We start from the raw sequence: 26,886 nt of genomic DNA, 5'->3' as shown, positions 1-26,886 counted from the left end.
GGCCTTGGGTTGGGCTAGGCGGCTTTGACGAGGGGGAGTTCGTCCCAGTGGGTGGTGTAGCGGGGGGAAAGCATGTCTCGTTTCATGGTCCAGTCCGGCCCGCCCCGGATTCCGGCGTGGCCGAGGCCGATGGAGCCGCGGCCGTACCGGCGGGTCACGTCCTCCAAGAGGGTGCCGACGCGGCGTTCCTCGTGCGGGTTTTCGAACAGGGCCAGGGGTGCCTGGTTGCCGGTGGGCCGCAGGTCGGTGACCATGATGCCGGCCCTGGCGTACCTGATGCCCTCGTGGATGAGGGGGAGGAGCGCGTGGGCAGCCCTTGTGAGCAGGACCGGGTCCGCGGTGGGCATCGGCAGCGGCACGCATACCGAGGGATAGGAGGTGTCTTTCGGATTGAAGTGTGAGGTGCCGGCGAACCCCGTGAGGACCTTGGCCTGCAGTCCGTGTTTGGCCAGCCGCGCCGAAGCCTGCTGGCCGTAGACGCTCAGGACCTGCCGCATCCCTGCCGCGGTGGTGATGGGGGTGGCAAAGGAGCGGGAGAAGATGAGCTGGTCCCGGCCGATCCGTTCCTCCTCCATCGGGATGCACGGGGTTCCCTGCAGTTCCAGGACCGTACGCATCATGACCACGGAAAAGCGGTCCCGGATCATGACCGGATCGGCCTGGGACAGGTCAAGGACGGACTGGATGCCGAGGGCGTTGAGTCGTTTGGTCAGCCGGGTAGCGACACCCCAGATCTCGATCACGGACAGTCGGGCCATCAGGGATTCCCTGTCGGCGGCGGCCACGGAGTCCCAGTGGCAGACCCCGTCGAAGGCCGGGTTGTTCTTGGCCCATTTGTTCGCCAGTTTCGCCAGGGTCTTGGTCCCGGCGATTCCGACGCAGACCGGTACCCCGACGTTGCGCCGCACGGCTGTCTTCATCGTCCGGCCCAAGGCTAAGAGTTCTCCCGGGGTGCCTTTGACGCCGAGGAAGGCCTCGTCGATGCTGTAGACCTCCAGCCACGCCGAGTACCGGCCCAGCAGTTCCATCACCCGGGCGCTGATGTCCCCGTAGAGTTCGTAGTTGCTGGAGAGGGCAACGAGACCCCATTCCTTGGCCCGCGGGGCGAGTTTGAACCAGGGCTCGCCCAGGGGGATGCCGAGGGCCTTGGCTTCCGCGGACCGGGTGACGGCGCAGCCGTCGTTGTTGGATAGGACGACGACGGGCCGGCCCTCCAGGGACGGGGCGAAGGCCCGCTCGGCCGAGGCGTAGAAGCAGTTCACATCCACATGCGCGATCTGCGGCATCCGCCGCATCGTGGCCGGCTTAGACATGGCTCGCCTCAGACATGGTGCAGGCACCGGGTCGCGACGCCCCAGATGACCAGATCCGAGACCGACGGGACCCGGATGTCCGGGTACGCCGGATTCTCCGCCTGCAGCACCACCCCGGTTCCTGTGACCCGCAGCCGCTTGATGGTCAGCTCCCCGTCCAGGACGGCGATGACCACGGACCCGTCTTTGGGTTCCAGGGCTCGGTTCACGATCAGTTCGTCGCCGTCGCTGATGCCGGCGCCTTCCATCGAGTCCCCGGACACCCGCACGACGTAGGTGCTGGTGATGTCCTTGATCAGATGCTCATTCAGGTCAATCCGGCCGTCAAAATAGTCCTGCGCCGGCGAAGGGTACCCCGCCGCGACTGGGACCGGAGAGATCAGCACGGATAGCAACGACATGCCCGCATCTATCACACGGGGACCGACAACAACGCCCACAACACACCTTTATTCGAATATATGTTCGATACATTCAGTGTAGCCGGACGGGCCGACAAAAGAGCCGCTTTGCGGGGTTGCGGGGCTGACGAAGGGGATTCGGACCCCAGAGCACTCTCCCCTTCGGTAGCATCGCCAGCATGACCACGTGTGCTGTGCTGCGCTGTGCCGGGACTCCGACAGTCGTCTTCAAGCTGATGCCCGGTTCCAACCTGGAAGTGCCTGTCTGTGCCGGGCACAAAGCGGTTCTGGCGAGCGGTGCTCGTTGGATGGTCAATGGTGGCACCGGCTCGCCGTCTGACGAGGGTTCCGAAGGGGCTGCGGGAATCAGCATCCTCATGGGAGAAGATCTACCGGACCACAACCGGCTGATCGGCTTCGGCGTTAGCCGGACTATAGGCGACGAGCCAGGCTTCACCGTGGAATTGGACGTTGATGCCGCGGACGGTCAGCAACTGCTGTCGTTCTGGACGACGGAGGACATCGGTAAGCGACTTGGCGCGTTCTTTGCTGACCCAACGAACCCACCCGCACCGCCGGTGCCCTAGCTAGCTGGCTGCCCGGCGGAGTGTCTGGCCTGGCGGCCGCGCCGCTCCGAGATCTGATTAAAGGATTCAGCCCCTGGCTAGGGTCCCCGGAGTCTCGCATTTCCCGCTGGCGCGGGATGGTGCATTGAATCTTCGATCTGGTACCAACCCCACGCCTGATCCCGAGACGTCTTCCAGCGCCTGCCCCATGTGGAGGCATCAGCTGTTTCCGGCATCCGTGAATGACCACTGTCTGGTACGGGGCTTAGGGGCGGATATTCAGGTCGCCAGCTATGGACCATGCCTGCCGGACAAACAACAGCAGAGTCAGGTGGTGTGGGTCGTCATCGACGCGGATCATCATGTCATTCGGCCATGGATTGCCCGGTTCCGGCGTGCTCCATTGCATATTCGTTCCCCCTGTTCGAATACAGCCCACACGGTCGAACCCTAAGCGGATCGTGATCCGCTTAGGGTTCTACCAACTCTTCGTTGTGCCTTCTACGCCAGGTCGGGGGAACTGCTCACGATGTAATCCAACGCGGCGGGACCGGACATGGCGAGAGTGTTGTCCTCAGGCTTGATTCGGTGGCCTTCGAGCGCCGCCCAAAGGGCCTCGGCTGGCTCTGGCTGGCTCTGGTTTATCAGGCACCAGCTGGTGTACAGGCCGTACAGTTCTTCCTTGGCCAACCCGCCGTCGGTTTCCCGGTCGCTGGTCAAAGCCTCTGCGAGGAACTGGTCAAAATGCGCGCTCATATCTGTTCCTTTGTACCTTTTGCATCTCCAGGATGCTCCGCCGCCGAAGCTTTGGCAGCGCGCCACGGCCCGCTGTCAAAGACGAATTTATGCCAGGGAGACAACTCTGTCCAGTTCTCTCCACCGACGCCTCAGCGGCTGGCCGCCAGACCATACGGGAAAGCGTTCGGAATGTGTCGCGGCAGGAAGCCGACTTGGGGCAACGTGACCGACGTTGACTGGATGTATTACCGCTGGGGAATACTAGGGAAATGACACTCGCTGAATTCGATCTGCCTGGCGGCCCATTTGCCATGAGGCAGGCTGACGCATCTGATGTGGGGCCTATCGTTGCACTTCTGGTGGCCGACCAGCTCAGAGCTTCTGTCGATTCGATTGCGATCGAGGACCGGCCTCCCTACGACCTTGCCTTCCAGGCAATTGACGCCGATCCCGCCCAGTTACTGGTCGCAGTCGTGACGACCGAAGATGAGGTGGTTGCGACCATGCAACTGACGTTCATTCCCGGACTCGCCCGTGCTGGAGCTACACGAATGCAGATTGAAGCGGTCCGCGTGCGTTCCGATCTTCGCAGCAACGGCCTTGGAGGGGCGATGATCACGTGGGCAATCGCCGAAGGGCGCCGACGCGGTGCAAAACTGGTTCAGCTCACATCTGACGCGTCCAGGGTCGCAGCGCACCGGTTCTATGAGCGTCTTGGCTTCGAACCCTCGCACTTAGGCTTCAAACTCTTGCTCTGAGGGGTCAGTGCCGTTCTTCGGCTGCGAAAAGCGGGCGGCGCTTTCTAGATGAGCACGCGTCGGGTCTACTGATGCGCACGGCTCACACACGGAGGGGTGCGCCTTCCCTCGGCCGGGCTAGGCATCCTCAGGTCCAGAGGAGGCCCTGAGCCCTATTGGCCGGCAGGTTGGAACAACTCGACTACGTTGCCGGACGGATCTTCCAGCAGGATCTGCTGTCCGCCGGGACCTTTGACTATGTCGTTTCGGAACGTGAGGCCCGCCTCGCGCAGCCGGTTCACTTCCGCCCCGATATCGCTCACGATGAGGTGGATGCGGTTCCATCCGCCCGGTGCGGGCACCGTGCCGTCCGGCATGGGCCGCCCCGCCGAGCTGCTGGGCCCGCTCAGGAGGAGCCTCAGCCGGCCGCGAGTGACGTCGGCGAACGCCGGTGCGGCGCTCATTCTGAGGGTGAATCCGAGGTGCTTTGTATAGAACTCGATCGCCGCATCGACGTCGGTCACCATGTACCGGACGCTGACCAGCTCCGACAGATCGTTGGGCATTTCTAGCTCCTCTCCGAACTCTTTTGGGAGTACTCGATTGCGTAAAGCAGGAACTGGATCCGCGTGTTCAGTTCCTCTGCTGTGCGAACAAACGCCGGATAACTGTCCTGATTGGCTGCCTCGGCCGCAGGATCGGGGATGCTCCAATGCACCATCGCCGGTGCCCCCGGGAATTCCGGGCACACTTCCCGCACGCGGTCACAAAGGCTGATCACATAGTCGAACCGCTGCTCGGTGAACTCGCTCAGATGCTTGGAGCGGGCGCCGCTGATGTCCATGCCACGCTCACGCATCACGCGTACGGCATTGGGGTGCAGGTCTTTCGGGTGGCTGCCGGCGCTGGCGGCTTCGACCCGGGAACCGCCCAGGCGCCCCAAAATCGCCTCGGCCATCTGGGACCGGGCGCTGTTGCCCGTGCACAGGAAGAGCACCCGCACGGGCGACTGCGCCGGTGACTGGCCCGGCGGTGCGCCAAGACCCTCGGCCGGTTGCGTCAGCCCAGCAGGGACCAGCCGCAAGCCGGCGTGCAGGGCCGCGCCGGATGCGGCAAGCCGTTCGCGGTAGGCCGCCAGGTTGAGGCTGCAGTACGTGTCGCGTCCGTCAGCCGAGCTGCGCCGCATGGACACCAGCCCGGCTGCGCGCAGTTGGCCCAGATGGTAGGAGGTCAGGCTCTGCCTCTGACCCACCAGTGCGGTTAGCTCGCGCACCTGCCGGTCGCTGCGTGCCAGCTCGGCCAGCAGCTGCCACCGCACGGGGTGTCCCACCAGGCGGAGGAATCCCGACGACGCCGCCTGAGCCTCCGGGAGCGTGGTGTGTCTCACGCCACAATTCTATCAATTCAGATAGATCGATCAAAGAGGTTTGATGGATCAATCCGAGCGGGACTCGCCTGGTCCGGACTCCAGCAGCCCGCCGCCGGCCCAGCGCCTGAGCGCGAGCTTCTCGGCGTCGTCGAACTCCATCAGGGCCAGCCGGCACAGCTCTTCCACATTTCTGGTCCATGCGGCGGCGAGGTCCCTGGCCGCCATCTCCGCGGAAAGGGAGCCCCCGGCGTACACCACGCCCTGGATCACGAAGTTGACGGCCGAGCGGGACACCGGCTGCCCGGCCGCAACACAGTCGTCCCGGACAGATCGCGCCAGCTCCCCGCGGTTGCCCAGGTGCTCGCGCAGCTTCGCCTCGAGCGAAAGGAACACCTGCCGGAACTGTTCGGAGGACAGCGCCGGCACGTCCGTGACCCGGGTGATCTGCTCCTCGATGGCCGGCCGGTCCTCCGGTGCCAGCGAGGACAGCTCTGGCGAAAACCGCTTCGCGTCCCACACCCAGCCAGGCGACGGCGTGGACGAGTATTGGACGCCCTGGCCGATCTGGGCGATCCAGGCCCCGAACTTGCCGTGGCCGCCCCAATCGGTCTTCAGCGACGGGTCTGCGGTCAGGGCCCGGTGTGCCGCCACTGCTCCCGTGACCGGGCCCGGTGCGGCCTGCACCAGGGCACGGACCTCGTCGGCGGCCGTCGTCGCGGAGCCGGGAACACCTGGTGCGGTGCGGAGCGGGGCGCCAAGTCCGGCGGTTGGCACCATGCGCGGGACTCCGGCTGAGGTCCCGTTGAGGATCGCCACGAAGTCGTGGGACTCCACCACACTGTCGGCCATCTCCCGGTACGCGAATGCCACGGCGCCGGCCGCGATCACCGTCGTCATGCGGTCGGCCGCCCGGAACCGCTGGACCAGCGACGTAAAGTCCGCGTCCGCCGACGCGACGAAGAATTCCTCAACATGTGCCGCGCCGGACAGCGCATCCATCGCGTCCAGCACCAAGTTGATGTCGGTGCTCGACTTGCCCCGCTGGGTCAGGGACGGGCAGTCAATCACGCGGAAGCCCGCGCGCGTCCAGTACGGCCTGTACTTGGAATAGATCACCGGATTGAGGTAGCAGTTGCGGATCAGGAAGCGCCGGGATTCCTCGCCCGCGCCGCCGGCGGCCAGCGCTTCCGTCCAATGCTTGGGGTCCTCGGCGAACCTCTTCGCGGCCGCCGGGTCCAAGGCCATCAAGCCCGTGTAGACGTTGTCGAAGTCCACGAACATCGCGGCGCGGATGCCAGGCCGCCTGGACTGGGGGAGAGGATCACTCATCGGCTCAGTGTGCCAGCAAGAGTGGGGACGTACCAGATGTGACCTTTGCGTGGACTAGCCTTCCGCGGGCACCGGTTCCCGGTCTCCGACGAACCCAGTCAGGGCGGCCGACGCCAGTTCTCCTGCCGCCTCCACGATCTTCTCAGCCGGCACTCCGGCCGACAAGGCGGCAACAATTTGCACGTCGCACGCGGCTTTTGCCTGGTCAAGGGCCCACTCAGCGGCTTCTACCTCGCCGACACGGGTAACCACCGCGGCTAGTAGCGCCTCGCGCAGGGCCGACAGGTCAGCCGCCGCCCTTTCAGACCCGGGAGACTGCAGCTCGGATTCCACGTATACGGTCGAGTCGACTTGGGCGATAGACAAAGGAGGGGTGATTGAGTCAATGTTCGGTTCCACGGGGCTGCTTTCTAAGACTTTCGAAGCAATGCTCCCGGTCACTGAGCGGAATAAGGCCTCTGAGGGCCACCAGACCAAACAAGTCTGTCTACTAAGACAGAGACTACACAGCAACCTTCGGAATAAGAAGCGCGGCCGCTGGCAACGGCACCCGGCGCATGGCGATGGAACCGTCCACCAGACTTGTTTGCCCCGGCCCTGGGCCATTCAGCCGGATCTGGTGGATCTTTCCGCCCACGAATCCGGCGCCGTCGACCGCCCCGCCGCCGCCGGGCGGCCTGATTTGCGACTTAAGAACGAACCCAGCCTCACAAGTGATCTCCAACCAAGATCAGCAATTCGCCCAATGGCGGGGTGGCGTCGTCGAGCACCCAGTACGACTGGCCGCGCGTTTCCTCAGCGGTAGGAACCAGGGCAATGAACCCGGCGAGGTAGTCGACGGTAACAGCGGGGAGGAACGTGGATCTGTCACCGGGAATTGCCACGAGGGGACGACGGCGGGAAGTGGCTCCCGCCGTCGTCGTTGTGCTTGCTAGGCGGAAACTGCCTCAAGGTTTGCTGCCCCGTGGTTGAGGCTGAGCGTGAAGGTGTTCGGGCCGCTGGCGTGGACCGCGATGTTGCTCTTGGAGGTGTTGTGGCGCTCGGAGTGCTCGTGGATCAGGGCGTCCAGCTCGTGGTGCATGGTGGAGCGGTCCCAGAGCTTGTGGGTGACAGAGTTGGCAGTTTCAAACGTCATTGTTCAGTGCTTCCATTCATGAATCCGGAGGTCCGGCTGCCGCACCGATGCGGAGCCGCCGTGGGGCCAAACCAGGAACGCCTGAGACCTTGGGCAGCTCATTGAGCTCACCGGTTTGGCCTCATTGCGTCCACCAGGATGGGTGCCCCAAGTTCACTGACGCGTAGCGTCGGAGGGAACGTCAGGGCTGCGTCGGCGGGAAACCTCGTTCCCCGCCTTGCCTTTCCATAGTGCACAGCGCCTTGCGGGCGGCTCAAGCCAGATAACGAAAATTGCGCGTGAGACTCATCACAGCCGCACGTCGTGAGGCGAACGGCGACGCCGGCGCCGAAGCCCAGGGTGAACGGTCCGGTGCCTAGTGGCGGGCCCGCTTCGGCCAAAGCCGCGGGGCGAGCGTGTGCTTGCGGCTCAGGCCCCGGGCGGGAGCGGGCGTGACAGGCACCGGCCCGCCCGGCTCCGGTCCGGCTGCGGCCCGGCCATATCGTGCGGCCAGGGGCGCGGCGCTGAAGCCGTGGGCCACGACGCTGAGCAGTACGGTGGCCGCGATGACGGCCACAGCCTGATCGGACACTGGTCCGAGGGCCTCCAGCGCCAGCAGTGCGAACACGAGGGAAGCCAGGCCCCGGGGACCGAACCAGCCGACGAAGAGGATGGTGGCCCGGTCGAGGCCGGCACCAATCGAGGCCAGCGCCACCGGCAGCATGCGCACCACTGTGAGGCTGAGGACGGCATACGCGATGGTCAGGGGGACGGAGTGCGTCAGCATGATCGGCACGGTGATGGCTCCGAAGGCCAGCCACACGAGCAGTGACACCAGCCCGCTCATCTGCTCGACGAAGACGAGTTCGGCCGGCCCGCGTTGACCGGCGCACGTACCGAACGCCAGCCCGGCGCAGAACGCGGCGACGAACCCGTTGCCGCCCACGGCGAGGGCGGCGCTGTAGGCGAGCAGGCTCAGGGCCAGGACGCCGATGCCGGCGAAGTCCTCGGCAGCGGTCCCGCGCTGGCGGGCCAGCTTCAGCAGCCAGCCGCCCGCGGCGCCGGCTGCCGCGCCGACACCGGCGCCGACCAGCAGCTCGACGGCCGCACTGCCTGGACCTTCGGCGCTTTCCAGGCCTGCCGCGGCAGCTGCACCGGCGATCGCGAGCAGGACCACCGGGGTGGCGATGCCGTCGTTGAGGCCGCTCTCGACCGTGATCAGCTGGCGGATCCGCGACGGCACCGCCGGATTCGTCACCACAGGGAGCCCGAGTGCTGCGTCGGTAGGGGCCAGCGCCGCGCCGACCAGGAGGGCCAGCCACAGCCCGAAGTGCGGGAAGAACCAGGCGGCCAAGGCCCACCCGAACACAATCGTCAGGGGCAGGCCGACTCCCAGCAGCCGCACATAGCGGCCCACGTCCCGGCGCAACTGCTGGAGCGGCAGGCGGGCGGCGTCGGAGAAGAGCACCCACACCAGGGTGACCTCGACAATCGGGGTGGTAACCGCCGGGGGAACGGAGCCGTCGACGAGCCCGAACCAGGCCAGGGCCGCGCCGAGGGCGGTGAACACAATGGGAGCGGTCAGGTCCGCTTGCTCCAGCCGCACCGAAACCAGCGCCCACGCGAACAGGGCGGCGGTGACAAGGAGGACGACCGTCAGTTCCATGACGGATCTTTGCTCGCTTCCGTGGGCCCCACGTGAGGGTTGCCCGATTCGTACGGCCGGATCGGTCCGCCCACAGAGACCACGCTCCCTCCGCCGCAGATTGCACGACACGTTCCGTGTAGTTCACTGAACCCCTCGGCCCGGCACAGTGCCAGAGAACTAAGCCCTGTCCTGGGACTGAGGGCGGCTCGCGGCGTCATGCGGGAACGGCAGTGGTCGGGTCATGTGTCCTCGCCCACCGCGCGCGGAGCCGAGACCGAACCGCGGCGGATCAGCGCGGCCGTGAATATGGGTGCCGCTGCCGGTGCCTTGCGGCCTTCGATCTGCCGGATCAGGGCCGACGCGGCCGCAACGCCCATGTCATAGACCGGCTGCGCGATGACCGTAAGCGGGGGAGTGGTCAGGCGCGTCCAGGCGAAGTCGTCATACATGAGGAAGGAAACATCATCGGGAATCGAGAGGCCAAGCTCGTGGATGGCTTCAACCACGCTGAGACCGATTAGCCCGTCGGAGGCGATGATCGCGGTCGCAGGGTCCGGGCGCTGCACCAGCTCCCGGGTGATCTTCTTGATTGACTCGTCGTCGCCGGCGTTGAGGCGGATCAGATCGACGGGCAGATTCAGCCCCGCCTCATCGAACGCGCGTTTCATGCCGTCGCGGCGGTCCGAAATCTGGGACGAGTCTAACTGCATGCCGTCGTGGTACGGCCCAGCTGTCTTGAGGGTGGAGACGAATGCGATTCTCCGGTGGCCGGACTTGAGTAAATAGCTGGTGGATTCATGGGAGATGTCCTCCATGTCCGCCGCCACGGTATCAACGTCGAGCCCTGGCGCCTTGCGGTCCAGAAGGACCAGTGGACGGCCGGATTCGTAAACGCGCCGTAAATGTTGCGTTTCCACGGAGGACGCCGGCGCCACGATCAGGCCGTCAACGCGCTTGTCGAGGAGGACCCTGACGGCGTCGATTTCCGCCTCGGTGTCCTCGTCCGTGTTGATCAGGATGACGTTGAGGCCACTGCGCTTGGCGGTGTCCGTAATGCCCCGTGTGGCCAGGCCGAAATGGGGGTTTTCGATATCACCGACCACCACCCCGATGGTGTGCGATTTCCCCGTGTTCATGCTGCGGGCGAGCTCGTTGGGCCGGTACTCCAGTTCTTCGGCGGCAGCCAGGACCCGCTCACGCACGTCGTCGCTCACGGCACCGTAGTTGCCCAGGGCGCGGGCGGCCTGGGCCTTGGAGACCTGGGCGGCTTTTGCGACGTCGGCGACAGTGACATCGCGGCGCCGGGAAGCATCACTATTCATTACGGCCTTTCGTAGCGGACCCTTGACGCCTCATGTGGCTTCGATTACATTTCTAGCAATCGATGTGAGTCCGGTCTCAATCCTAAGGACTGAGACCGGACTCAGCAAGACACCCATCGACAAAGTCCCGCATCAATGGGGCCCACTGCCCGCCTGCCCCGCCCCTTACTCCCACGATTGGAAACGCTGTGAACACAGGAAACAAAATGCGCCCCGCGGCGCTCATCGCCGCTGCTGTTGCCGCGGTGCTGGCACTGTCCGGCTGCGGTGGCAGCTCATCCGCCTCATCCGCGCCGGCGGACAACCCCTACGGCCTGATTGAGGCAGGCACCATCCGCGTCGCCAGCCTGGGTGATTCGAAGCCCTATACCTTCGCCGACGCCCAGGGCAACTTCACCGGCTTCGACGTCGAACTCTTCAAAGACGTCGCCCACCGCGCCGGAGTCGACAAAGTCGTCTTCACCGGACAGGACTTCTCCGGCCTGCTCGCGGCCGTCTCTAACGGCCAGTTCGACGCCGGTGTTGCGGCGATCGGCATCACTGACAAGCGCAAGCAGACTGTCGACTTCTCCGACGGCTACCTGGCCGGCTACTTGACCGTCATCACCAAGCCGTCGTCGGGCATCTCCAGCGCCGACGGGCTCGGCGGGAAGCGCCTCGGCGTCGTGCAGGGAACCCTGCAGGAGGCCTACGCCGTCAAGAACTTCACCTCCGCGAACCTGGTGCGCTTCCCGGACAACAACACCGCAATCTCCGCAGTGAACAGCGGATCCGTCGACGCTCACTTCCTCGACTACGAGGCCGCGAAGGCTTATCAGGACCAGTACGGACTGGTCAGTGCCGCGGACATCCCGTCATTCGATGCTCCCGCCGGCTTCGCCGTGGCAAAGGGGAAGACCGCCTTCAAGGATGCCCTCAACAAGGGCCTGGCCGCAGCCATGGAGGACGGCACCTGGAAGAAGCTGTACCAGAAGTGGTTCCCGGGATCCCCGATGCCCGAGCAGTACCTGCCGAAGGCAGAGCAGACGGCAAGCCCGACGCCCAGCAAGTAAACGGCCCCGCAAGCACCCGCAAGCACCGCATGGCACACGTCCGGCACCCGGCCCGACTGCCACAAGACCGGGCGGGCCGCACGGCGCGGCCCGCCCGGGATCCACAAGCTACCTACATCTGAGAGCAACCATGGACTGGTTAAGCACCATCACCCGCACTTTTTTCGACTTCGGCGCAATGGCCGAGGTCCTGCCCCAGCTTCTGGGAGTCGGTCTCCTCAACACCCTCATCATCTCCATCGCAGCAACGATTATCGGCGTTGCCCTCGGCATGGTGGTCGCGGTGATGGGGATATCCCCTTCGCGATGGCTCCGCGTCCCGGCCCGGATCTACACAGACCTATTCCGAGGACTCCCGGCCATCCTCACCATCCTGCTGATTGGCCAGGGCTTCGCCCGCCTTAGCCAATCGATCTTCGGACCCTCGCCCTACCCCTTGGGGATCATCGCCCTGAGCCTGATCGCCAGCGCCTACATCGGCGAAATCTTCCGCGCCGGTATTCAGAGCGTCGACAAAGGCCAGGGCGAGGCCTGCCGCGCACTGGGCATGAGTTACGCCAAGTCCATGGCCCTGGTGGTGGTCCCGCAGGGTGTCCGCCGGGTCCTGCCGGCGCTGGTCAACCAGTTCATCGCGATCGTCAAGGATTCCTCGCTGGTCTACTTCCTGGGCCTGCTGGTCAGCGAGCGGGAACTCTTCCGCGTGGGCCAGGACGCCGCAGTCCTTTCCGGCAACCTCTCGCCCCTGGTCATGGCCGGGATCTTCTATCTGGCGATCACGGTTCCCCTGACCCACCTGGTCAACTATTTCGACAACCGCTTCCGCACCGGCCGGCGGCGCCCCGCGGCGCCCAGCAGCGGGCTAAAAGAAGTCAAAGAACTCGACGCGGCCTCACCGCTGACCACCGGGAGCAACACATGAGCCTCGCAAGCAACACCGCAAGCGCAAGCGCCAGCGCCAGCGCCAGCAACACCAACAACACAGCTCCGGACATCGAGACCTTCCACGGCTCCAGCCTGGAACTGAAAAACCTGACCATGGCCTACGGCGACATCGAGGTGCTGAGCAACGTCAGCCTCAGCGTCGCCCCAGGCACCACCACCTGCATCATCGGGCCCTCGGGCTCCGGCAAGTCAACCCTCCTTCGCGGTGTCAACCGTTTGCACGAACCCAGGAGCGGTGATGTGGTCCTCGCCGGCGAGAGCGCACTGGCGGTCAAACCGGACACCCTGCGCAGCCGCATCGGCATGGTGTTCCAGCACTTCAACCTCTTTCCCGACCACACCGCCCTCGAGAACGTGGCCCTGGCACTCTGGAGTGTCAAGGGAATGCCCAAGGCCGAAGCCAGGGAACGCGCCCGGCGCCGCCTCGCCGAGGTAGGCCTTGCCGAACGCGCCGACCACCGGCCCAGGGATCTCTCCGGCGGACAGCAGCAGCGCGTGGCGATCGCCCGTGCCCTGGCCATGGAACCGGAGGTCATGCTCTTCGACGAGGCCACCAGCGCACTGGATCCGGAACTAGTCAAGGGCGTGCTGAACCTCATGGCGGGCCTGGGCCGGCGCGGCATGACCATGCTGGTGGTCACCCACGAGATGGGATTCGCCCGCAAAGTCGCCGACCAGGTGGTCTTCATGGACGAAGGCGAAGTTGTCGAGTCCGGCACGCCTGCCGACCTCTTCGACAACCCGCAAAGCGAACGCCTCCAGCGCTTCCTCTCGGAAGTGCTCTGATGGAGACCCTGAAGGGAACCACTGCAGCTGCACCGATCCGCACCGCCGTTGTCGGGTTCGGGATCTCGGGCAAGGTCTTCCACACACCGCTGATTGCGGCGGATCCCGGCTACTCGCTGGACGTTATCGTCACGGCGGATCCGGACCGCGTCGCCGAGGCGGCGAAGCTCTACCCGACGGCCCGGATCGTCCCGACGCCGGAGGCCCTGTTTGCCTACTCCGGGGACCTGGACCTCGTGGTCCTCGGTACGCCGCCGATGACGCATTTCGACTTGGCGGCCACAGCTATCGCCCACGGCCTGCACGTTGTGGTGGACAAACCGTTTGTGACGTCATCGGCCCAGGGTGCCGAACTCATCGCGCGCGCGTCCGACGCCGGCGTGCAGCTCACGGTATTCCAAAACCGACGCTGGGACGCTGACTTCCTGACGCTTCAGAAACTCATTGGCGCTGGCGCGCTGGGTGAGGTCCGCAGCTTCGAATCGCGCTTTGAATGGTGGCGGCCTGAGGGCTTCGGGAACTGGCGGGACACCGCCGCCGTGTCCGACGGCGGCGGCATCCTGAACGACCTCGGCGCCCATCTGATAGACCAAGCCATCCAGCTCTTCGGCCCGGTCGCGGAAAGCTATGGAGAGACGGCGCATCACGGCCCGGACCGGGACGGAGCCGACACCGGGGCCTTCGTGTCCTTGCTCCACGAATCCGGGGTCCGGTCACGGCTGTGGATGAACGGCATGGCAGCGCAGGTCGGGGCCCGGTTCCATGTCCTCGGCTCCGACGCTGGCTACACGAAGTGGGGGCTGGACGGCCAGGAACAGGCGCTCGCGGCCGGCATGCTGCCCACGGACCCGGACTACGGCGTCGAGCCCCAAACCCATTGGGGGACCTTGGGTATCGACGGAGACCGGCAGCCCATCGCACCTGTTCCCGGTGCCTATCCGCTGTTCTATGCCGAGCTCGCGGCTGCCCTCCGTGGCGAGGGCCCGCTTCCGGTAACTGCCTCAGAGTCCATGGACGTTTTGAAGGTCATCGAAGAAATCCACGCCCTCGCCTGAATTCCGGTTCCGCGCGTGCCCCATCAATTCCTGAGAAAGGGAGTTCATATGTCCTCCGCTGTTTCCGCCAAGCGCGTCGCCGTCATCGGCGGCGGAATCCTTGGCGTTTCCACCGCCGTCCACCTGCTCCGCCACGGCGCCTCGGTTGTGCTGCTGACCGAACGCGGTCTCGCCAGCGAAGCCACCGGCCGGTCCCTGTCCTGGCTGAACTCCGCCGGAGAACGCTCCATCCCGTACCACCAGCTGCGGGTTGCCGGCGTGGACCGCTACCGCACCCTTTTTGCCGCCGACCCGGGCAGGGAATGGCTGCAGTTCGGTGGCGGCCTCATGTGGAACTCCTCCGGTCAGGGCGCCGTCACGAAGGCCCGCCACGACTACGAGAAATCCATAGGCTATGACTCCAAGCTCCTGGCGCCTGAACTGATTTCCTCGACCACCCCCGGCATCGATTCGGGCGCCGTGCCGGAGAACGCCATCTTCAATCCCGGTGAGGGCTGGGTCAGCCTGCCCGACTTGGTGGACTTCCTGATGGAGGAATTCCACGCCTTGGGCGGAGAACTCGTACTCAACGCCGGCAAGGCGTCCGTTATTGTCGACGGCGGCCGGGCAACTGGCGTTGAGACGGCCGCAGGCGAAACCTACGAGGCAGATGCTGTCCTTGTGGCCTGCGGTGCCGCAACGCCCGCCGTCGTCGCACCTCTCGGCGTCGACATCCCAAACGGTTCCCCGGTCTCCATGCTGGTGCTGACCAAGCCCGTGAACCACGGGCTGAAGGCCGTGCTGAACACCCCGCGGGCCGCCGTCCGGCCCAACCCAGGTAACACCCTTGCCCTGGACCACGACTGGTATGAAGGGCACATCACCGACCACGCCGACGGCTCCTTCAGCATTCCCGACGACGTGGTCCAGGAGCTCGCCGGTGAAGCTTCCAAGCTGATCGCCGGCAACCAGGACCTGAAGCCGGCCTCCTGGAAGATCGGCTACAAGCCCATCCCGGGCGATGGCGAGCCGGTCCTCGGAGAACTTGGCCCGGTGCCCGGCTGCTTCGTGGCCTTCACACACTCGGGCGCCACGCTCGGCCTGATCGCAGGCGAACTTCTCGCGGGCGAGATCATGACCGGCACGAAGCACCCGATGCTGGCCACCTTCCGGCCGGGACGATTCTCGTAGCCACAGCCAAATTAGCTGTCAGGGCAGGCGGGACCGGTGATCACCGGCCCCGCCTGCCCTGACTTTTTGGCTCTGGCGGTGTCCTGCGCCTACTCCGGCGCCGTCGGTGCAGTCTTGGGGGCCAGGTCCATGGTTGTCAGGCGCAGCCAGAGCCAGAGCCGCTGCTGCGGGTCGTCCAGGTCGAGGTCAAAATCCTTGGCCAGGCGTCCCACCCGGTAGCGGACGGTGTTGTTGTGCACGTGGAGGCGTGCGGCCATCGCGGAGATATTACCGTTCGACGTCAGGTAGGCCCGCAAGGTCTCCAGATAGTCGGTCTGCTGGTCGGCGTCGTGGGCCTGGATCCTTGCGATGTCGTCGAAATCCGCTAGCCCGTTGTCCTCGATGAATGCCCCGACTTTCAAGAGGTTCAGCGGGATCCGATGGTCCTCGAAAAGCCCGGCAGCAGAGCCGCCAGTATCGCCCGGCACTGCCGCCTCCCGGTGGAGCAGATACTGCTGCGTCTGCAGTGCTTCAGCCCTGGACCGAGGCAGGTCCTCCAGCCTTGATGCGATGCCTCCGACCGCGGCGACGATCGGGTAGGAACTGATCGTGTGCGCGTACGCCCCGATCTCACTGGCTACGCGCCGGTGTACGGCCCTGGGGCTGGTTCCCCCGCACGGCAGAAGGGCGTAGACCACCGAGCCAATGAGGGCGGTGTGGCTCGACTTGAACTGGATGTCGCAAACCGTTGTGACCAGGTGCAGCAGCCGGTGAATTTCACGCACCGACTCCAGGCTCCCGGATTCGGTGCGGTTGATTGAAAAAGCCGCGACCGCGAGCCCGGGGGCGGCATCGAGCCCGAGCTGGGCGGCGGCAAAGGACGCATGGACGGTGTCGTCCATCAGCGTTCGAATCAAGTCCCCGTTCCGGCGTTCGCCAAAATCGGACGCCGAGCGGGCATGGAGCATATGCAGCCCTGCCAGCGGCGCCATCCTGTTGAGCGCCTCCAGGGCCGTCTGCCGCTTGTCGTCGCCGGGGTCGATGATCCAGATCGAGCCGAGCAGTTCACCGCCGGCTCTCACGGCGAGGGCCAGGCGGGCCATCTCATCATCTGCTGCGGGGATCAGCACCGCGCTCCCGGACGCATAGACGATCTTGAAGTCGGCGTCGAAGGCAGGCGGCGTGATCTCCTGCAGGGAAAGCGTGGTGACGCGGCGCAACTCGTCGATGGGCTGGCCCGGCAGGGTCGAATAGCCGAGCACCCGTCCGAGCGGGTCCACGATGCTTGCTGCGCCGCTGGTGATGGACGCGGCAGCATTGGCGAAGGCGTAGAGATCCCCGAGCCGCACCCCTGAGACGGAATCCACGGCCGCGCCCATGACCGATGCGCGGGCCAGTGCCACCAGCCGCGTCCAATCCGCGTTGTCCGGTGCGACCAGAACGGCGAGGCTGTGGCGGACAGCGGCCGACCGCAGCTGCTCCAGGGATGCCCCGTGCGCCTTGACGATCACTGCGGCCGCGTTGCTGTTGGACGCCCGGTGCAGCAGCTGGTCGAAATCCGGCGAGCCACAGCTGAGCCCGACGGCCAGGATGATCCGGTCCTCAATGCTGGTCCATTCGTCCATCGGGTCATACATGAGGACGTCCGAGACGGCATGCGCGAGGTTGTCCGGCGCGGGATTGGCATGCACCAGATCGGCCTGCATGAGCTGGATGCAGTCCGACAACCGCACCGGCGCAGCGTTCTGGTCAAGCTCAGTACTACCCTGTTCCCTTGCATCCATGTGTGGACGATATCACAGGCCAAAGTCGATTCTTTTGGAGGAATCAACATGTAGACGAGGTGAGATCTTCGTCACCATTGAGGGACGCAGTTGACCGAAGATTCCACGCAGGACATACATGCAAGACACAGAAGGACGCGAAATGAGAATCAAAGACATCAAGTCACTGGCGGCAGTTCAAGGGCCGGCCCGGACAGTGGCAGAGCGGCTGTCGCGGCGGTGCTACAGCGTTGAGGACATGCGGAAATTGGCCGCCAAGCGCCTTCCCGGCAGCGTGTTCGACTACATCGAGGGCGGCGGCGAGGACGAGGTCTCCCTGCGGCGCAACCGGCGGTCCTTTGATGATTGGGCCTTCCTCCCGAAGTGGGGATCGGTGGAGCACCTGGACCTCAGCTCCACTCTCCTGGGCGGCAGGGTCGCGATGCCGCTGACCCTGTCCCCAACGGGCGGCACCAGGTTGTTCCACCCCGGCGGCGAGACGGCGGTGGCCCGCGCGGCCCTCGACGCCGGCGTTCCCTACGGGCTGGCACACCTGAGCACCACCACCATGGAGCACGTCAGCGCCGCCGCCCCAGGGCTGCGGCGGTGGTTCAACCTCGAGCCGACGGCGGACAAAGGCCTCCTGCAGGCTGTCCTGGACCGGGTCTCGAACGCCGGGTACGAGGCGCTTGTGGTCAACGTCGACTGCCGCGCCATTGGCCACCGGGAACGCGACTACCGCAACGGATTCACCGCGCCGCCGTCAATCAAGCCCAAGACCGTCATCGAAGGGGCGCTGCACCCCCGCTGGGCCCTTGGATTCCTGGCCAACGATGCGATCGCCTTCCCGAACCTGGACGCCGAAATCCCCGAAGGCCCGCTCTCCAGCACCCCCGACATGTGGCGGACGCTGCTGGCGGGGTCCTACGAACCGACGGACTGGGACGACATCCGGGACCTGAGGGAGAGGTGGAACGGTCCCATCATTCTCAAAGGTCTGGTCAACCCCAGGGACGCCGTCCTGGCAGCCGAGATCGGCATCGACGCCATCCAGGTCAGCAACCACGGCGGCAGGCAGCTGGACCACATGGCCTCGGCCCTGGACGTACTGCCCGAAATCGTCGAGGCGACGGCCGGCCGGGTTGAAATCATCGTCGACGGCGGCATCCGCCGCGGCTCCGACGTCGTCAAGGCCCTTGCCCTCGGCGCCGACGCCTGTTCGATTGGCCGCCCTTACCTGTACGGGCTTGCCGCCGCCGGCCAGGCCGGTGTTGCCCATGTCCTGAAGCTCCTGGCTGCGGAAATGACGCGCACCATGATGCTGCTCGGAGTATCCACCATCCAGGAGCTGCGCGACGAGGGCCTGGACCTGATCCGGCACCGCAGCGCGGCTTTCGACCGCAACCTTCCCACCGAAATCCCCTCTGCCCAAGACCCCCAGTCCCAGCTGGCCTACTCCGATCTGAGGACCCCCTGATGAAAACACGCACATCACCCGCTCCTGTGAAGCTCGTTCGCCGCGGCGTGCCTGCCGTCATGGCCACCGCCGCACTCCTCCTGGCGGCCACCGCCTGCGCGCCAAGCGCCGCCACCTCACAATCGACACAGTCGACGCCGTCGGGAGACTCCGCCGGCACCGGCGTCCCGGCCCTCGCGGTCAACGACGCCGCCGCAGCGTTGCTCCCGGAATCGATCAGATCAACGAAGGTCCTGCGCGTTGCCATCCCCACCAACGAACCGCCGACACAGTTCTACCGTGAAGGAACCCAGGACATGACCGGGACCAACCCGGACATCGCCCGCCTCCTCGGTGAGGCCCTGGGCGTAAAGGTGGAGATCCAGGTAGCCAATTTCGACTCCATCATCCCGGGGATTGCCGCTGGCCGGTACGACATGACCGTCTCCTCCATGACCCCCACGGAAAAGCGCATGGAGGTCCTGGACTTCGTCGACTACATGCAAATGGGCAACTCCATTGCCGTGGCCCAGGGGAACCCGCACGGGATCAGCGATCAACACGCCTTGTGCGGGAAGAAGGTGGGCCTCCTGACCGGGTCCTACCAGCTCACCGTCAACGTCCCCGAGTACGACACAGCCTGCACCGCGGGCGGTAAGGAAACGATCCAGAGAAGCGAATTCCAGGACACGCGGCAGGCCATTTCGGCCCTGAGTAGCGGGCGGCTGGACGCCGTACTGGCGGATTCACCGATCCTGAACTTCGCCGCCACCCAGAACCCCCAGATCGAAATCGCCTCAAAATATGACTTCACACCGGTCGGTGTGGGCATGCCCAAGGACTCCGGCCTGGTCAAAGCCGTCTCCGCTGCGCTCTCCGGTGTCATCCAGAGCGACTCCTACCTCAAGGTCCTCGGGAAGTACGGCCTGGAGTCCAGCGCCATCACCGACGCCCGCGTCAATTTCGCCCAATAGGAGGTGACAACCGTGCAGCAACAACATTCCCTCCCCGACACCCGTCAGATCACGCCGGCGACGCCGGGCGACCCCATCCCGGTGGTGCCGCTCAGGCACCCGCTCCGGCTGGCGATCGCCGTCGTCCTCATCCTGGTCGCGCTCAGCGCCGCCTGGGATGTGGCGGTGAACCAGCGGTACCACTGGGACGTCGTCGTCTCCTATCTCTTCGCCCCGCAGATCATGGCCGGAGCCGGGCTGACCGTCCTCCTGACCCTGGTGTCCATGAGCGTCGGCATCGCCCTCGGCACGGTCCTGGCGGTCATGCGGCTCTCGGCAAACCCGATCGTGAGCACCATCAGCCGGGGCTATATCTGGTTCTTCCGCGGCACACCCCTGCTGGTGCAGCTGATCTTTTGGTACAACATCGCGGCCCTGTATCCGGTGATCGCCTTCGGTCTTCCCCTCGGCGGACCGTCCCTGGTCCTGGGATCGGCCAATGTGCTCATCACGCCCCTTGGCGCCGCGCTGCTGGGGCTGTCCTTGAACGAGGCCGCCTACATGGCCGAGATTATCCGCGGCGGCATCGGCTCGGTGGACAAGGGCCAGTACGACGCCGCCCGGGGCTTGGGGATGAACGGCAGCCAGCTCATGCGCCGGGTCATCCTGCCCCAGGCGATGCGCGTGGTCCTCCCGCCCACCGGCAACCAGGTCATTTCCATGCTCAAGGGCACGGCCTTGGTCAGCGTCCTGGCGATCTCGGACCTGCTGTACTCGGCCCAGATTATCTACTCCAACAACTACCAAACCATCCCGCTGCTGATTGTCGCCAGTCTCTGGTACCTGCTGATGACAACCATCCTCAGCTTCTTCCAAACCAAACTCGAACGGCGCTATGGCCGCGGCTTCGACGCAGCGCCGCGACGGAGCCTCCGCTCAAAGACCCGTTCAAAGACCCGTTCAACGACCCGGACAACGACAAGGACACTACGATGAACACCGCCATGGTGGAAGCCCAAGGAGTCCGCAAGAGCTTCGGCTCCACGGAGATCCTCAAAGGCATTGATCTCAGGGTCGAACGCGGCTCGGTGACCTGCCTGATCGGCCCCTCCGGTTCCGGAAAGACGACCTTCCTGCGCTGCATCAACCACCTGGAAAAGGTCGACGCCGGACGCCTGTACGTGGACGAACAGCTGGTGGGCTACGCCGAGCGCAACGGACGGCTCTACGAAATGAAAGAGCGGCAGACGGCACGCTCGCGACGGACCGCAGGAATGGTGTTCCAGCGTTTCAACCTGTTCCCGCACATGACCGTGCTGGAAAACATCGTGGAAGCGCCCGTTCATGTCCTTGGCCGTCCCCGGAGCGAAGTCACCGCCGAAGCTCAGACCCTGCTGGAGCGCGTCGGACTCGGCAACAGGGGGCACTCCTACCCCCAGGAGCTCTCCGGCGGGCAGCAACAGCGGATCGCGATTGCGCGCGCACTGGCCATGAAACCCCGGCTCATGCTCTTCGACGAACCAACGTCAGCGCTCGATCCGGAGCTCGTGGGCGAAGTGCTCGACGTCATGAAGTCCCTGGCCGAGGCGGGGATGACCATGGTGGTGGTGACGCACGAGCTCGGCTTCGCCCGCCAGGTCAGCGACCAGGTGGTCTTCATGGACCAGGGAGTCGTGGTCGAAAGCGGGGCCCCGGCCGATGTACTGGGCAATCCGCAACACGAACGCACACAGGCCTTTCTCTCAAAGGTCCTCTAGAACAACATCCACCGACCATCAGCAATTCGGGCCGGCCAGCAGGCCGGCCGCCTGAAAGGACACCACTCCATGCCGCGACAGCAGATCAGCACCGACCTCGCGCCCAGCCCGGCGGGCCCCTATTCCCAGGCCATCGCCGCCAACGGGTTCCTCTACACCGCCGGCCAGACGCCACACCACCCGGACACCGGCGAAACCGTCGGCACCACCATTGAAGAACAGACCGCGCAGACCATGAAGAACCTGGCCGCCGTCCTTGGCGGGCACGGCCTGGACTTTTCCCACGTGGTCAAGGCGACCGTGCATCTGCACCACCCAGGACGGGACTTTGACGGGTTCAACGCCATCTACGCAGAGTTCATTGAGGCTCCCTACCCTGCGCGAACCACGGTGGGATCGTTCCTGGGGGACTTCCTGGTCGAGATTGACGTGGTCGCGGCCATTCCCTAACGGTCTCCGGGAACTCGCTGAAGTGCGATTGCTCGGCCACGGCCGGGAGTGTCCGTTGAACGGTGGATCCACTGTTCAACGGACACTCCCGGCGTTTGTGCGCGCATTCAGCGGGCCGGGACGGGGCTCAGTGGGTTGGGCTGGGGGAGGGGCTGGGCGAGGTTGGACTGGTCTCGGGTGTGCCTGGCGAAGCTGTGCTCCCGGGTGTGGCGGGTGGGGAGCCGGGCGCCGCAGGCATGTAGGACTGATATTCGGGCAGCGTGGAGTCGAGGACCGGGAGTTGTACATCGGCCGACGTGCCTGTGGAGTCTTCGCTGACGCTTACAGTGACCATGGAGCCGGGGGCTCCCGCCGTGGGGTCCAGCATCATGGCCGGCGGTTGGGCCAGGGAGGTACTGCCGTTGGCCTTGACCGGAATCGATACCTTCGGCCCGGAATTGCCTGAAATGGTAACGATCGCGTCCGTTGACGACGTGTTGAATACAGTTCCCATGATCCGGCCGGGCTGGTCCGCGCCATGGGAGAGGATGAGGAAGTCCGCCAGCTTTATGGCACCGACCACTGTGTTGATCCCGTTGGTCGCGGGCGTGATTTTCGTGGTTTCTGCCGGATTGTCGTAGGAGCAGCCGGTGCCAGTCAGGAGGACCGCCCCCAGCGTGAGAGCGACGGCGACATTCCTTATCCCTGCCAGCAAGGTTGTAGTTGCCACAGCCGGCTCCTCTCGGCAGAACGTTGACTGGATACCCCCGATTATGGGCCGGGCGGGCGCCGAAATCGAGAGACTGTGTGTATGAAGGCGGGAGCAGAAAACCCTTGACGCGCGGGCGGCCGCGGGAGCATATTTAACACATCAGTTAATTAGCGAGAGTGTTAAATATGAAGGGCGCGCACACCAGATGCCAACAGATCGGCTCAGCCTCATCTTCTCGGCGCTCGCCGACCCGACCCGCAGGGCCATCCTGGCCCGGCTGGCTGAGGGCGAGGCCACCGTGAATGAGCTGGCCGAGCCCTTCGACATCAGCCTTCCTGCGGTCTCCCGCCACCTCAAGGTGCTGGAAGCCGCCGGGCTGATCACCCGGAGCCGGAATGCGCAGTGGCGCTCCTCGAAGCTCGAGGCTGCACCGCTGCGCGAGGTTGCCGAATACATGGAAGAGTACAGGCGCTTCTGGGATGCCAGTTTCAGTCGTCTCGATGCGCATTTGCGGAAGATCCAGCAAGTTCCCAAGAATCAGGAGCCAGGCAATGAACACGCAGCAGAACACCCGTGAGTCCCACATCCTCACCATGACCAGGGAGTTCGATGCTCCCTGCGAACTGGTCTTCGACGCCTTTACCGACCCGGACCAGCTCGCCGCCTGGTTCGGCCCCGTAGGGGTGGACTCGCCCCGGGACCGGATCGTGGTGGAGCCCCGTGTCGGCGGCGCGTGGCAGCTGGTCATGGTCTGGGAGGAAGCCGGCGTCGCCAAGGAGGGACCAATTGACGCCGTGATCTCCGTCTACGACCCGCCGTCGCTCCTGGTGGCCACCCAGCGGGCGGAGCCCGACGCCGGCCCCACCGTCCGGACCGAAATGCGGCTGGAGTTCGAGGACCTGGGCGGCCGGACCCGGCTGCACCTCACCCAAGGCCCGTTCGGCAGCGCCGAATTTGTGGACATGACGCGCGAGGGCTGGGGCACCTCGTTCACCAAGCTCGACAAGGTCCTGGCCTAGACGCAGCGCCTCAGCGAGGACCGGGGGGACTTCCGCCAGACCGCGGATGACACTCAGAGGCGAGTTTGTTTACTGATTTGAGGATCACCGTGCCCATATTTTCCGCAAATAGGAGATTATGGAGCTATGCCGAAAATTCGCGTATCAGAAGCAGCACGTTTTCTCGGGGTCAGTGACGACACTGTCCGGCGCTGGACCGAGAACGGGATCCTCACCCCGGTGAAGGACGACTCCGGGCGGCTGGCCGTGGACGGTCTGGAGCTTGCCCACCTCGCCCGCGACCAGGCCCAGCTTCCCGAGGACCCCACCCGGGTGGGGTCCTCGGCCCGCAACCGGTTCGTCGGCCTGGTCACGGGCATCACCGCGGACAAAGTCATGGCCCAGGTTGAGTTGCAGTGCGGCCCCTTCCGGGTTGTGTCCCTGATGAGCAGCGAAGCCGTCCGGGAACTGGGCCTGGAGCTCGGATCTGTCGCCACCGCCGTGGTCAAGGCCACCACGGTCATCATCGAAACGCCCCACGGAAAGAGCGTCATATGAGCACGCACCGCAGACTCGCCACCGCGCTGCTGGCCGCCGGCGCCCTGACCGCGGCCCTGGCCGGCTGCGCCTCCGGGGCGCCCGGTGCCACCGGAAGCGGCTCGAGCACTGCCGGCGCGTCCACGGCGCCGGCACTCACGGGCACGGTCACCGTCTTCGCTGCGGCTTCGCTGAAATCGACCTTCACCCAGCTGGCCAGCGACTTCGAGGCCAAGCACCCCGGCGCCAAGGTCACGCTGAACTTCGCAGGCTCCTCGGATCTGGTCACGCAGATCACCCAAGGCGCCCCGGCCGACGTCTTCGCCTCCGCCGACACGAAGAACATGGCCAAGCTGACCGACGCGAAACTGGTCGACGGCGCACCGGTCAACTTCGCCACGAACGTCCTGGAGATCGCAGTCCCGCCGTCCAACCCGGCCTCGATCAGCGCCTTCGCCGATCTCGCCAAGCCGGGTGTGAAGGTGGTGGTCTGCGCACCCCAGGTTCCCTGCGGCGCCGCGACCGAAACGGTCGAAAAAGCCACCGGCACCACCCTGACGCCGGTCAGTGAGGAATCCTCCGTCACCGATGTCCTGGGCAAGGTCACCTCCGGTGAGGCCGACGCCGGGCTGGTCTATGTCACAGACGTCAAGACCGCCGGTGACAAGGTCAAGGGCATCCCCTTCGCCGAGTCGGACCAGGCTGTGAACACCTATCCGATCGCCGCCGTCGGCACGAGCAAGAACAAGGAGCAGGCCGCCGCCTTCATCGCTGCGGTCACCGGCAGCGAGGGCAAGAAAGTCCTGAGCGACGCCGGCTTCGGCACCCCGTAGAGGGCCGCATGAATCGACGCAGCGGCACCGGGTACACCGGCATCCCGCCATGGATCTACGCCATCGCGGCGGCAGGGGCAGTCTTCGTCCTGCTGCCGCTGGTGGCCATGGTGGCCAAGGTCAACTGGCCGCAGTTCATCCCGCTGATCACCTCAGAATCTTCACTGACTGCCCTCGGCCTGAGCCTGCGCACGTCGGCGGCGAGCACCGCCGCCTGCATCGTCCTCGGTGTGCCGCTGGCACTCGTCCTTGCCCGGAGCCCCTTCCCCGGCCAGCGGCTGCTGAGGGCCTTCGTCCTGCTGCCTCTGGTCCTGCCTCCCGTGGTGGGCGGCATCGCCCTGCTCTACACCTTCGGACGCCAGGGACTCCTGGGCAGAAGCCTCGAATTGGCCGGCATCCAGATCGCTTTCTCCACCACCGCCGTCGTCCTCGCCCAGACCTTCGTCGCCCTGCCGTTCCTGGTGGTCAGCCTCGAAGGCGCGCTGCGCACCGCGGGCAACAAATACGAGGCGGTCGCCGCGACCCTCGGGGCACGGCCGAGCACCGTGCTGCGCCGCGTGACCATCCCGCTCGTGCTGCCCGGCCTGGCCTCCGGCGCCGTGCTGTCCTTCGCCCGCAGCCTAGGCGAATTCGGTGCCACCCTGACCTTCGCCGGCAGCCTGCAGGGCGTCACCCGCACCCTCCCGCTGGAGATCTATTTGCAACGCGAAACCGACGCCGACGCCGCCGTCGCGCTCTCCCTCCTGCTGGTCGCCGTGGCCGTCGCCGTCGTCGGACTCTCCTACCGGCGCCCGCGCGTCGAAGCAGCACCGGAAGGGGTGTTCCGGTGACCTTTGAGCTGGACGCAACGCTCGCGGCGCGGGGCTTCGAGGTCTCCCTCAGCGTCGGGCCGGCCGAGACCATCGCCATCCTCGGCCCGAACGGTGCCGGGAAATCGACCCTGCTCTCGATCATCTCGGGGCTGCTGCGCCCCGATACGGGCAAGGCCGTGCTGGGCGGCAGGGTCCTGTTCGACCTCGCCGCCGACAGGAACATTTGGCGGGCGCCGCACACCAGGGGCACTGCGCTCCTGGCCCAGGAGGCCCTCCTCTTCCCGCACCTCAGCGCCCTGGACAACGTCGCGTTCGGACCCCGCAGCGCCGGCGCGTCCAACAGCGATGCCCGCGAAACGGCCATGCACTGGCTCACCGAAGTCGACGCAGGGGACCTCGCCTCGCGGCGTCCCGGGCAGCTCTCCGGCGGCCAGGCCCAGCGCGTGGCCGTGGCCCGCGCCCTCGCGGCCGATCCCGAGCTGCTGCTGCTCGATGAACCCATGGCCGCCCTCGACATCCATGCGGCCCCGCTTCTCCGCCGGCTCCTCAAGCGCGTCCTCGCCGGCCGCCGGGCCATCATCATCACCCACGACATCCTGGACGCCCTGATGCTGGCAGACCGGGTGATCGTCCTCGAGGACGGCCGGATCAGCGAGGCAGGACCCACCCGCGACGTCCTCGAAAGGCCACGCAGCCGGTTCGCCGCGGGCCTGGCCGGGCTGAATCTGGTTGCCGGCACGGTTAGCGACGCCGGCGTCACCACCGCCGAAGGGATGGTGGTTGCGGGCCACCACGACGGCACCGTCGGTCCCGGGCAGGACGGCGTGGCGGTCTTTCCGCCCTCGGCCGTGTCCGTGTTCCTCACCGAAGAGCACGGCAGCCCGCGGAACTCCTTCCCTGTGAGAATCACGGACCTCGAACCGCACGGGGATCAGATCCGCGTCCATGCCGGCGGCCTCTCCGCAGACATCACCCCGGCCGCGTCCGCGGACCTTGGCCTCACGCCCGGCATGACCGTCTACTTCGTCATCAAGGCCGCCGCCATCGCCATCTATCCGGCGTAAGCGGGGTTCAGGCGGCCGGGGCCGCGGCGAAGCGTGGGCCGGGTGCGGCGC

The 26,886-nt window shown here is 65.8% G+C and carries 31 protein-coding genes; 18 read left to right on the top strand and 13 right to left on the bottom strand.

Annotated elements, in window-relative coordinates:
• Nucleotides 1-14: 14 nt before the first annotated feature.
• A complete protein-coding gene (locus ACFRJ8_RS08340) occupies nt 15-1,313 on the bottom strand; it encodes a Y-family DNA polymerase (protein ID WP_377985644.1) in 1,299 nt (432 codons plus the stop codon).
• Between the two features lie 8 nt (nt 1,314-1,321).
• Entirely contained in the window at nt 1,322-1,753 is a 432-nt protein-coding gene (locus ACFRJ8_RS08335) for a LexA family protein (RefSeq protein ID WP_377985643.1), read from the bottom strand.
• 140 nt (nt 1,754-1,893) lie between these two features.
• On the opposite strand from ACFRJ8_RS08335, the gene ACFRJ8_RS08330 reads away from it, so the two are divergent.
• Nucleotides 1,894-2,301, top strand: a complete 408-nt coding sequence (locus ACFRJ8_RS08330; RefSeq protein WP_377985642.1) for a hypothetical protein — start codon at nt 1,894-1,896, stop codon at nt 2,299-2,301.
• A 480-nt stretch (nt 2,302-2,781) separates the two neighbouring features.
• Here the strand turns inward: ACFRJ8_RS08330 and ACFRJ8_RS08325 are convergent, their stop codons facing one another.
• Entirely contained in the window at nt 2,782-3,036 is a 255-nt protein-coding gene (locus tag ACFRJ8_RS08325; RefSeq protein WP_377985641.1) for a hypothetical protein, read from the bottom strand.
• A gap of 251 nt (nt 3,037-3,287) precedes the next feature.
• Here ACFRJ8_RS08325 and ACFRJ8_RS08320 point away from each other — a divergent pair, with 251 nt between their 5' ends.
• Nucleotides 3,288-3,776, top strand: coding sequence for a GNAT family N-acetyltransferase (locus ACFRJ8_RS08320; protein WP_377985640.1), 489 nt, complete (start codon nt 3,288-3,290; stop codon nt 3,774-3,776).
• 152 nt (nt 3,777-3,928) lie between these two features.
• Here ACFRJ8_RS08320 and ACFRJ8_RS08315 read toward each other — a convergent pair whose 3' ends face one another.
• The 8 genes from ACFRJ8_RS08315 to ACFRJ8_RS08280 all read right to left on the bottom strand — a co-directional run bounded on the left by ACFRJ8_RS08315 (nt 3,929) and on the right by ACFRJ8_RS08280 (nt 10,537).
• A complete protein-coding gene (locus tag ACFRJ8_RS08315; RefSeq protein WP_377985639.1) occupies nt 3,929-4,321 on the bottom strand; it encodes a VOC family protein in 393 nt (130 codons plus the stop codon).
• Nucleotides 4,322-4,323: 2 nt separating this feature from the next.
• Nucleotides 4,324-5,142 carry an ArsR family transcriptional regulator gene (locus tag ACFRJ8_RS08310; protein WP_377985638.1) on the bottom strand — a complete coding sequence of 273 codons (819 nt, stop codon included), beginning with the start codon at nt 5,140-5,142 and terminating at the stop codon, nt 4,324-4,326.
• A gap of 48 nt (nt 5,143-5,190) precedes the next feature.
• Nucleotides 5,191-6,453, bottom strand: coding sequence for an NYN domain-containing protein (locus ACFRJ8_RS08305; RefSeq protein ID WP_377985637.1), 1,263 nt, complete (start codon nt 6,451-6,453; stop codon nt 5,191-5,193).
• A 54-nt stretch (nt 6,454-6,507) separates the two neighbouring features.
• Complete coding sequence (locus ACFRJ8_RS08300) at nt 6,508-6,852, bottom strand: hypothetical protein (RefSeq protein ID WP_377985636.1); 345 nt, start codon at nt 6,850-6,852, stop codon at nt 6,508-6,510.
• A gap of 308 nt (nt 6,853-7,160) precedes the next feature.
• Nucleotides 7,161-7,337, bottom strand: a complete 177-nt coding sequence (locus tag ACFRJ8_RS08295) for a hypothetical protein (RefSeq protein ID WP_377985635.1) — start codon at nt 7,335-7,337, stop codon at nt 7,161-7,163.
• A 47-nt stretch (nt 7,338-7,384) separates the two neighbouring features.
• On the bottom strand, nt 7,385-7,588 hold the full coding sequence (locus tag ACFRJ8_RS08290; RefSeq protein ID WP_377985634.1) for a hypothetical protein: 204 nt from the start codon (nt 7,586-7,588) through the stop codon (nt 7,385-7,387).
• Between the two features lie 355 nt (nt 7,589-7,943).
• Nucleotides 7,944-9,233 (bottom strand): cation:proton antiporter, encoded by a 1,290-nt coding sequence (locus ACFRJ8_RS08285; protein ID WP_377985633.1) that lies wholly within the window; start codon nt 9,231-9,233, stop codon nt 7,944-7,946.
• Between the two features lie 221 nt (nt 9,234-9,454).
• Complete coding sequence (locus tag ACFRJ8_RS08280) at nt 9,455-10,537, bottom strand: LacI family DNA-binding transcriptional regulator (protein ID WP_377985632.1); 1,083 nt, start codon at nt 10,535-10,537, stop codon at nt 9,455-9,457.
• A gap of 206 nt (nt 10,538-10,743) precedes the next feature.
• Here ACFRJ8_RS08280 and ACFRJ8_RS08275 point away from each other — a divergent pair, with 206 nt between their 5' ends.
• The 5 genes from ACFRJ8_RS08275 (at nt 10,744) to ACFRJ8_RS08255 (ending at nt 15,542) form a co-directional block, all read left to right on the top strand.
• A complete protein-coding gene (locus ACFRJ8_RS08275; protein ID WP_377985926.1) occupies nt 10,744-11,589 on the top strand; it encodes an ABC transporter substrate-binding protein in 846 nt (281 codons plus the stop codon).
• A 130-nt stretch (nt 11,590-11,719) separates the two neighbouring features.
• On the top strand, nt 11,720-12,508 hold the full coding sequence (locus ACFRJ8_RS08270) for an amino acid ABC transporter permease (protein WP_377985631.1): 789 nt from the start codon (nt 11,720-11,722) through the stop codon (nt 12,506-12,508).
• Nucleotides 12,505-13,317, top strand: a complete 813-nt coding sequence (locus ACFRJ8_RS08265) for an amino acid ABC transporter ATP-binding protein (protein WP_377985630.1) — start codon at nt 12,505-12,507, stop codon at nt 13,315-13,317. The genes ACFRJ8_RS08270 and ACFRJ8_RS08265 overlap by 4 nt, the downstream gene beginning before the upstream one ends.
• A complete protein-coding gene (locus ACFRJ8_RS08260; protein ID WP_377985629.1) occupies nt 13,317-14,372 on the top strand; it encodes a Gfo/Idh/MocA family oxidoreductase in 1,056 nt (351 codons plus the stop codon). The genes ACFRJ8_RS08265 and ACFRJ8_RS08260 overlap by 1 nt, the downstream gene beginning before the upstream one ends.
• Nucleotides 14,373-14,420: 48 nt before the next feature.
• Nucleotides 14,421-15,542 (top strand): NAD(P)/FAD-dependent oxidoreductase, encoded by a 1,122-nt coding sequence (locus tag ACFRJ8_RS08255; protein WP_377985628.1) that lies wholly within the window; start codon nt 14,421-14,423, stop codon nt 15,540-15,542.
• An 89-nt stretch (nt 15,543-15,631) separates the two neighbouring features.
• Here the strand turns inward: ACFRJ8_RS08255 and ACFRJ8_RS08250 are convergent, their stop codons facing one another.
• On the bottom strand, nt 15,632-17,305 hold the full coding sequence (locus ACFRJ8_RS08250; protein ID WP_377985627.1) for a PucR family transcriptional regulator: 1,674 nt from the start codon (nt 17,303-17,305) through the stop codon (nt 15,632-15,634).
• 142 nt (nt 17,306-17,447) lie between these two features.
• Here ACFRJ8_RS08250 and ACFRJ8_RS08245 point away from each other — a divergent pair, with 142 nt between their 5' ends.
• From ACFRJ8_RS08245 to ACFRJ8_RS08225, 5 genes are all read left to right on the top strand, one after another.
• Nucleotides 17,448-18,761, top strand: a complete 1,314-nt coding sequence (locus ACFRJ8_RS08245) for an alpha-hydroxy-acid oxidizing protein (RefSeq protein WP_377985626.1) — start codon at nt 17,448-17,450, stop codon at nt 18,759-18,761.
• Nucleotides 18,761-19,714 carry an ABC transporter substrate-binding protein gene (locus tag ACFRJ8_RS08240; RefSeq protein WP_377985625.1) on the top strand — a complete coding sequence of 318 codons (954 nt, stop codon included), beginning with the start codon at nt 18,761-18,763 and terminating at the stop codon, nt 19,712-19,714. The genes ACFRJ8_RS08245 and ACFRJ8_RS08240 overlap by 1 nt, the downstream gene beginning before the upstream one ends.
• Before the next feature lie 12 nt (nt 19,715-19,726).
• Entirely contained in the window at nt 19,727-20,689 is a 963-nt protein-coding gene (locus tag ACFRJ8_RS08235; RefSeq protein WP_377985624.1) for an amino acid ABC transporter permease, read from the top strand.
• Complete coding sequence (locus ACFRJ8_RS08230) at nt 20,686-21,450, top strand: amino acid ABC transporter ATP-binding protein (RefSeq protein WP_377985623.1); 765 nt, start codon at nt 20,686-20,688, stop codon at nt 21,448-21,450. Before ACFRJ8_RS08235 ends, ACFRJ8_RS08230 begins: the two co-directional genes overlap by 4 nt.
• A 69-nt stretch (nt 21,451-21,519) precedes the next feature.
• Nucleotides 21,520-21,900 carry a RidA family protein gene (locus tag ACFRJ8_RS08225; protein ID WP_377985622.1) on the top strand — a complete coding sequence of 127 codons (381 nt, stop codon included), beginning with the start codon at nt 21,520-21,522 and terminating at the stop codon, nt 21,898-21,900.
• A gap of 127 nt (nt 21,901-22,027) precedes the next feature.
• Here the strand turns inward: ACFRJ8_RS08225 and ACFRJ8_RS08220 are convergent, their stop codons facing one another.
• Complete coding sequence (locus ACFRJ8_RS08220; protein WP_377985621.1) at nt 22,028-22,609, bottom strand: hypothetical protein; 582 nt, start codon at nt 22,607-22,609, stop codon at nt 22,028-22,030.
• Nucleotides 22,610-22,796: 187 nt separating this feature from the next.
• Here ACFRJ8_RS08220 and ACFRJ8_RS08215 point away from each other — a divergent pair, with 187 nt between their 5' ends.
• The 6 genes from ACFRJ8_RS08215 (at nt 22,797) to ACFRJ8_RS08190 (ending at nt 26,835) form a co-directional block, all read left to right on the top strand.
• A complete protein-coding gene (locus ACFRJ8_RS08215) occupies nt 22,797-23,168 on the top strand; it encodes a helix-turn-helix transcriptional regulator (protein ID WP_277527716.1) in 372 nt (123 codons plus the stop codon).
• Nucleotides 23,143-23,610 (top strand): SRPBCC domain-containing protein, encoded by a 468-nt coding sequence (locus ACFRJ8_RS08210; RefSeq protein WP_377985620.1) that lies wholly within the window; start codon nt 23,143-23,145, stop codon nt 23,608-23,610. The genes ACFRJ8_RS08215 and ACFRJ8_RS08210 overlap by 26 nt, the downstream gene beginning before the upstream one ends.
• A 126-nt stretch (nt 23,611-23,736) precedes the next feature.
• On the top strand, nt 23,737-24,147 hold the full coding sequence (locus ACFRJ8_RS08205; protein WP_090583966.1) for a molybdopterin-binding protein: 411 nt from the start codon (nt 23,737-23,739) through the stop codon (nt 24,145-24,147).
• Complete coding sequence (modA, locus tag ACFRJ8_RS08200; RefSeq protein WP_377985619.1) at nt 24,144-24,959, top strand: molybdate ABC transporter substrate-binding protein; 816 nt, start codon at nt 24,144-24,146, stop codon at nt 24,957-24,959. The genes ACFRJ8_RS08205 and modA overlap by 4 nt, the downstream gene beginning before the upstream one ends.
• Nucleotides 24,960-24,967: 8 nt before the next feature.
• Complete coding sequence (locus ACFRJ8_RS08195; RefSeq protein ID WP_277527719.1) at nt 24,968-25,789, top strand: ABC transporter permease; 822 nt, start codon at nt 24,968-24,970, stop codon at nt 25,787-25,789.
• Nucleotides 25,786-26,835: a sulfate/molybdate ABC transporter ATP-binding protein gene (locus tag ACFRJ8_RS08190; RefSeq protein ID WP_377985618.1), complete on the top strand. Its 1,050-nt coding sequence runs from the start codon at nt 25,786-25,788 to the stop codon at nt 26,833-26,835. The genes ACFRJ8_RS08195 and ACFRJ8_RS08190 overlap by 4 nt, the downstream gene beginning before the upstream one ends.
• The last annotated feature ends 51 nt before the right edge of the window (nt 26,836-26,886 follow it).

The sequence above is a fragment of the Arthrobacter sp. NPDC056886 genome, from assembly GCF_042788715.1.
In the GTDB taxonomy this organism is placed as follows: domain Bacteria; phylum Actinomycetota; class Actinomycetes; order Actinomycetales; family Micrococcaceae; genus Arthrobacter.
Note: the sequence above shows the minus strand (reverse complement) of the source record. Positions and strands in the feature narration are given on the sequence as shown.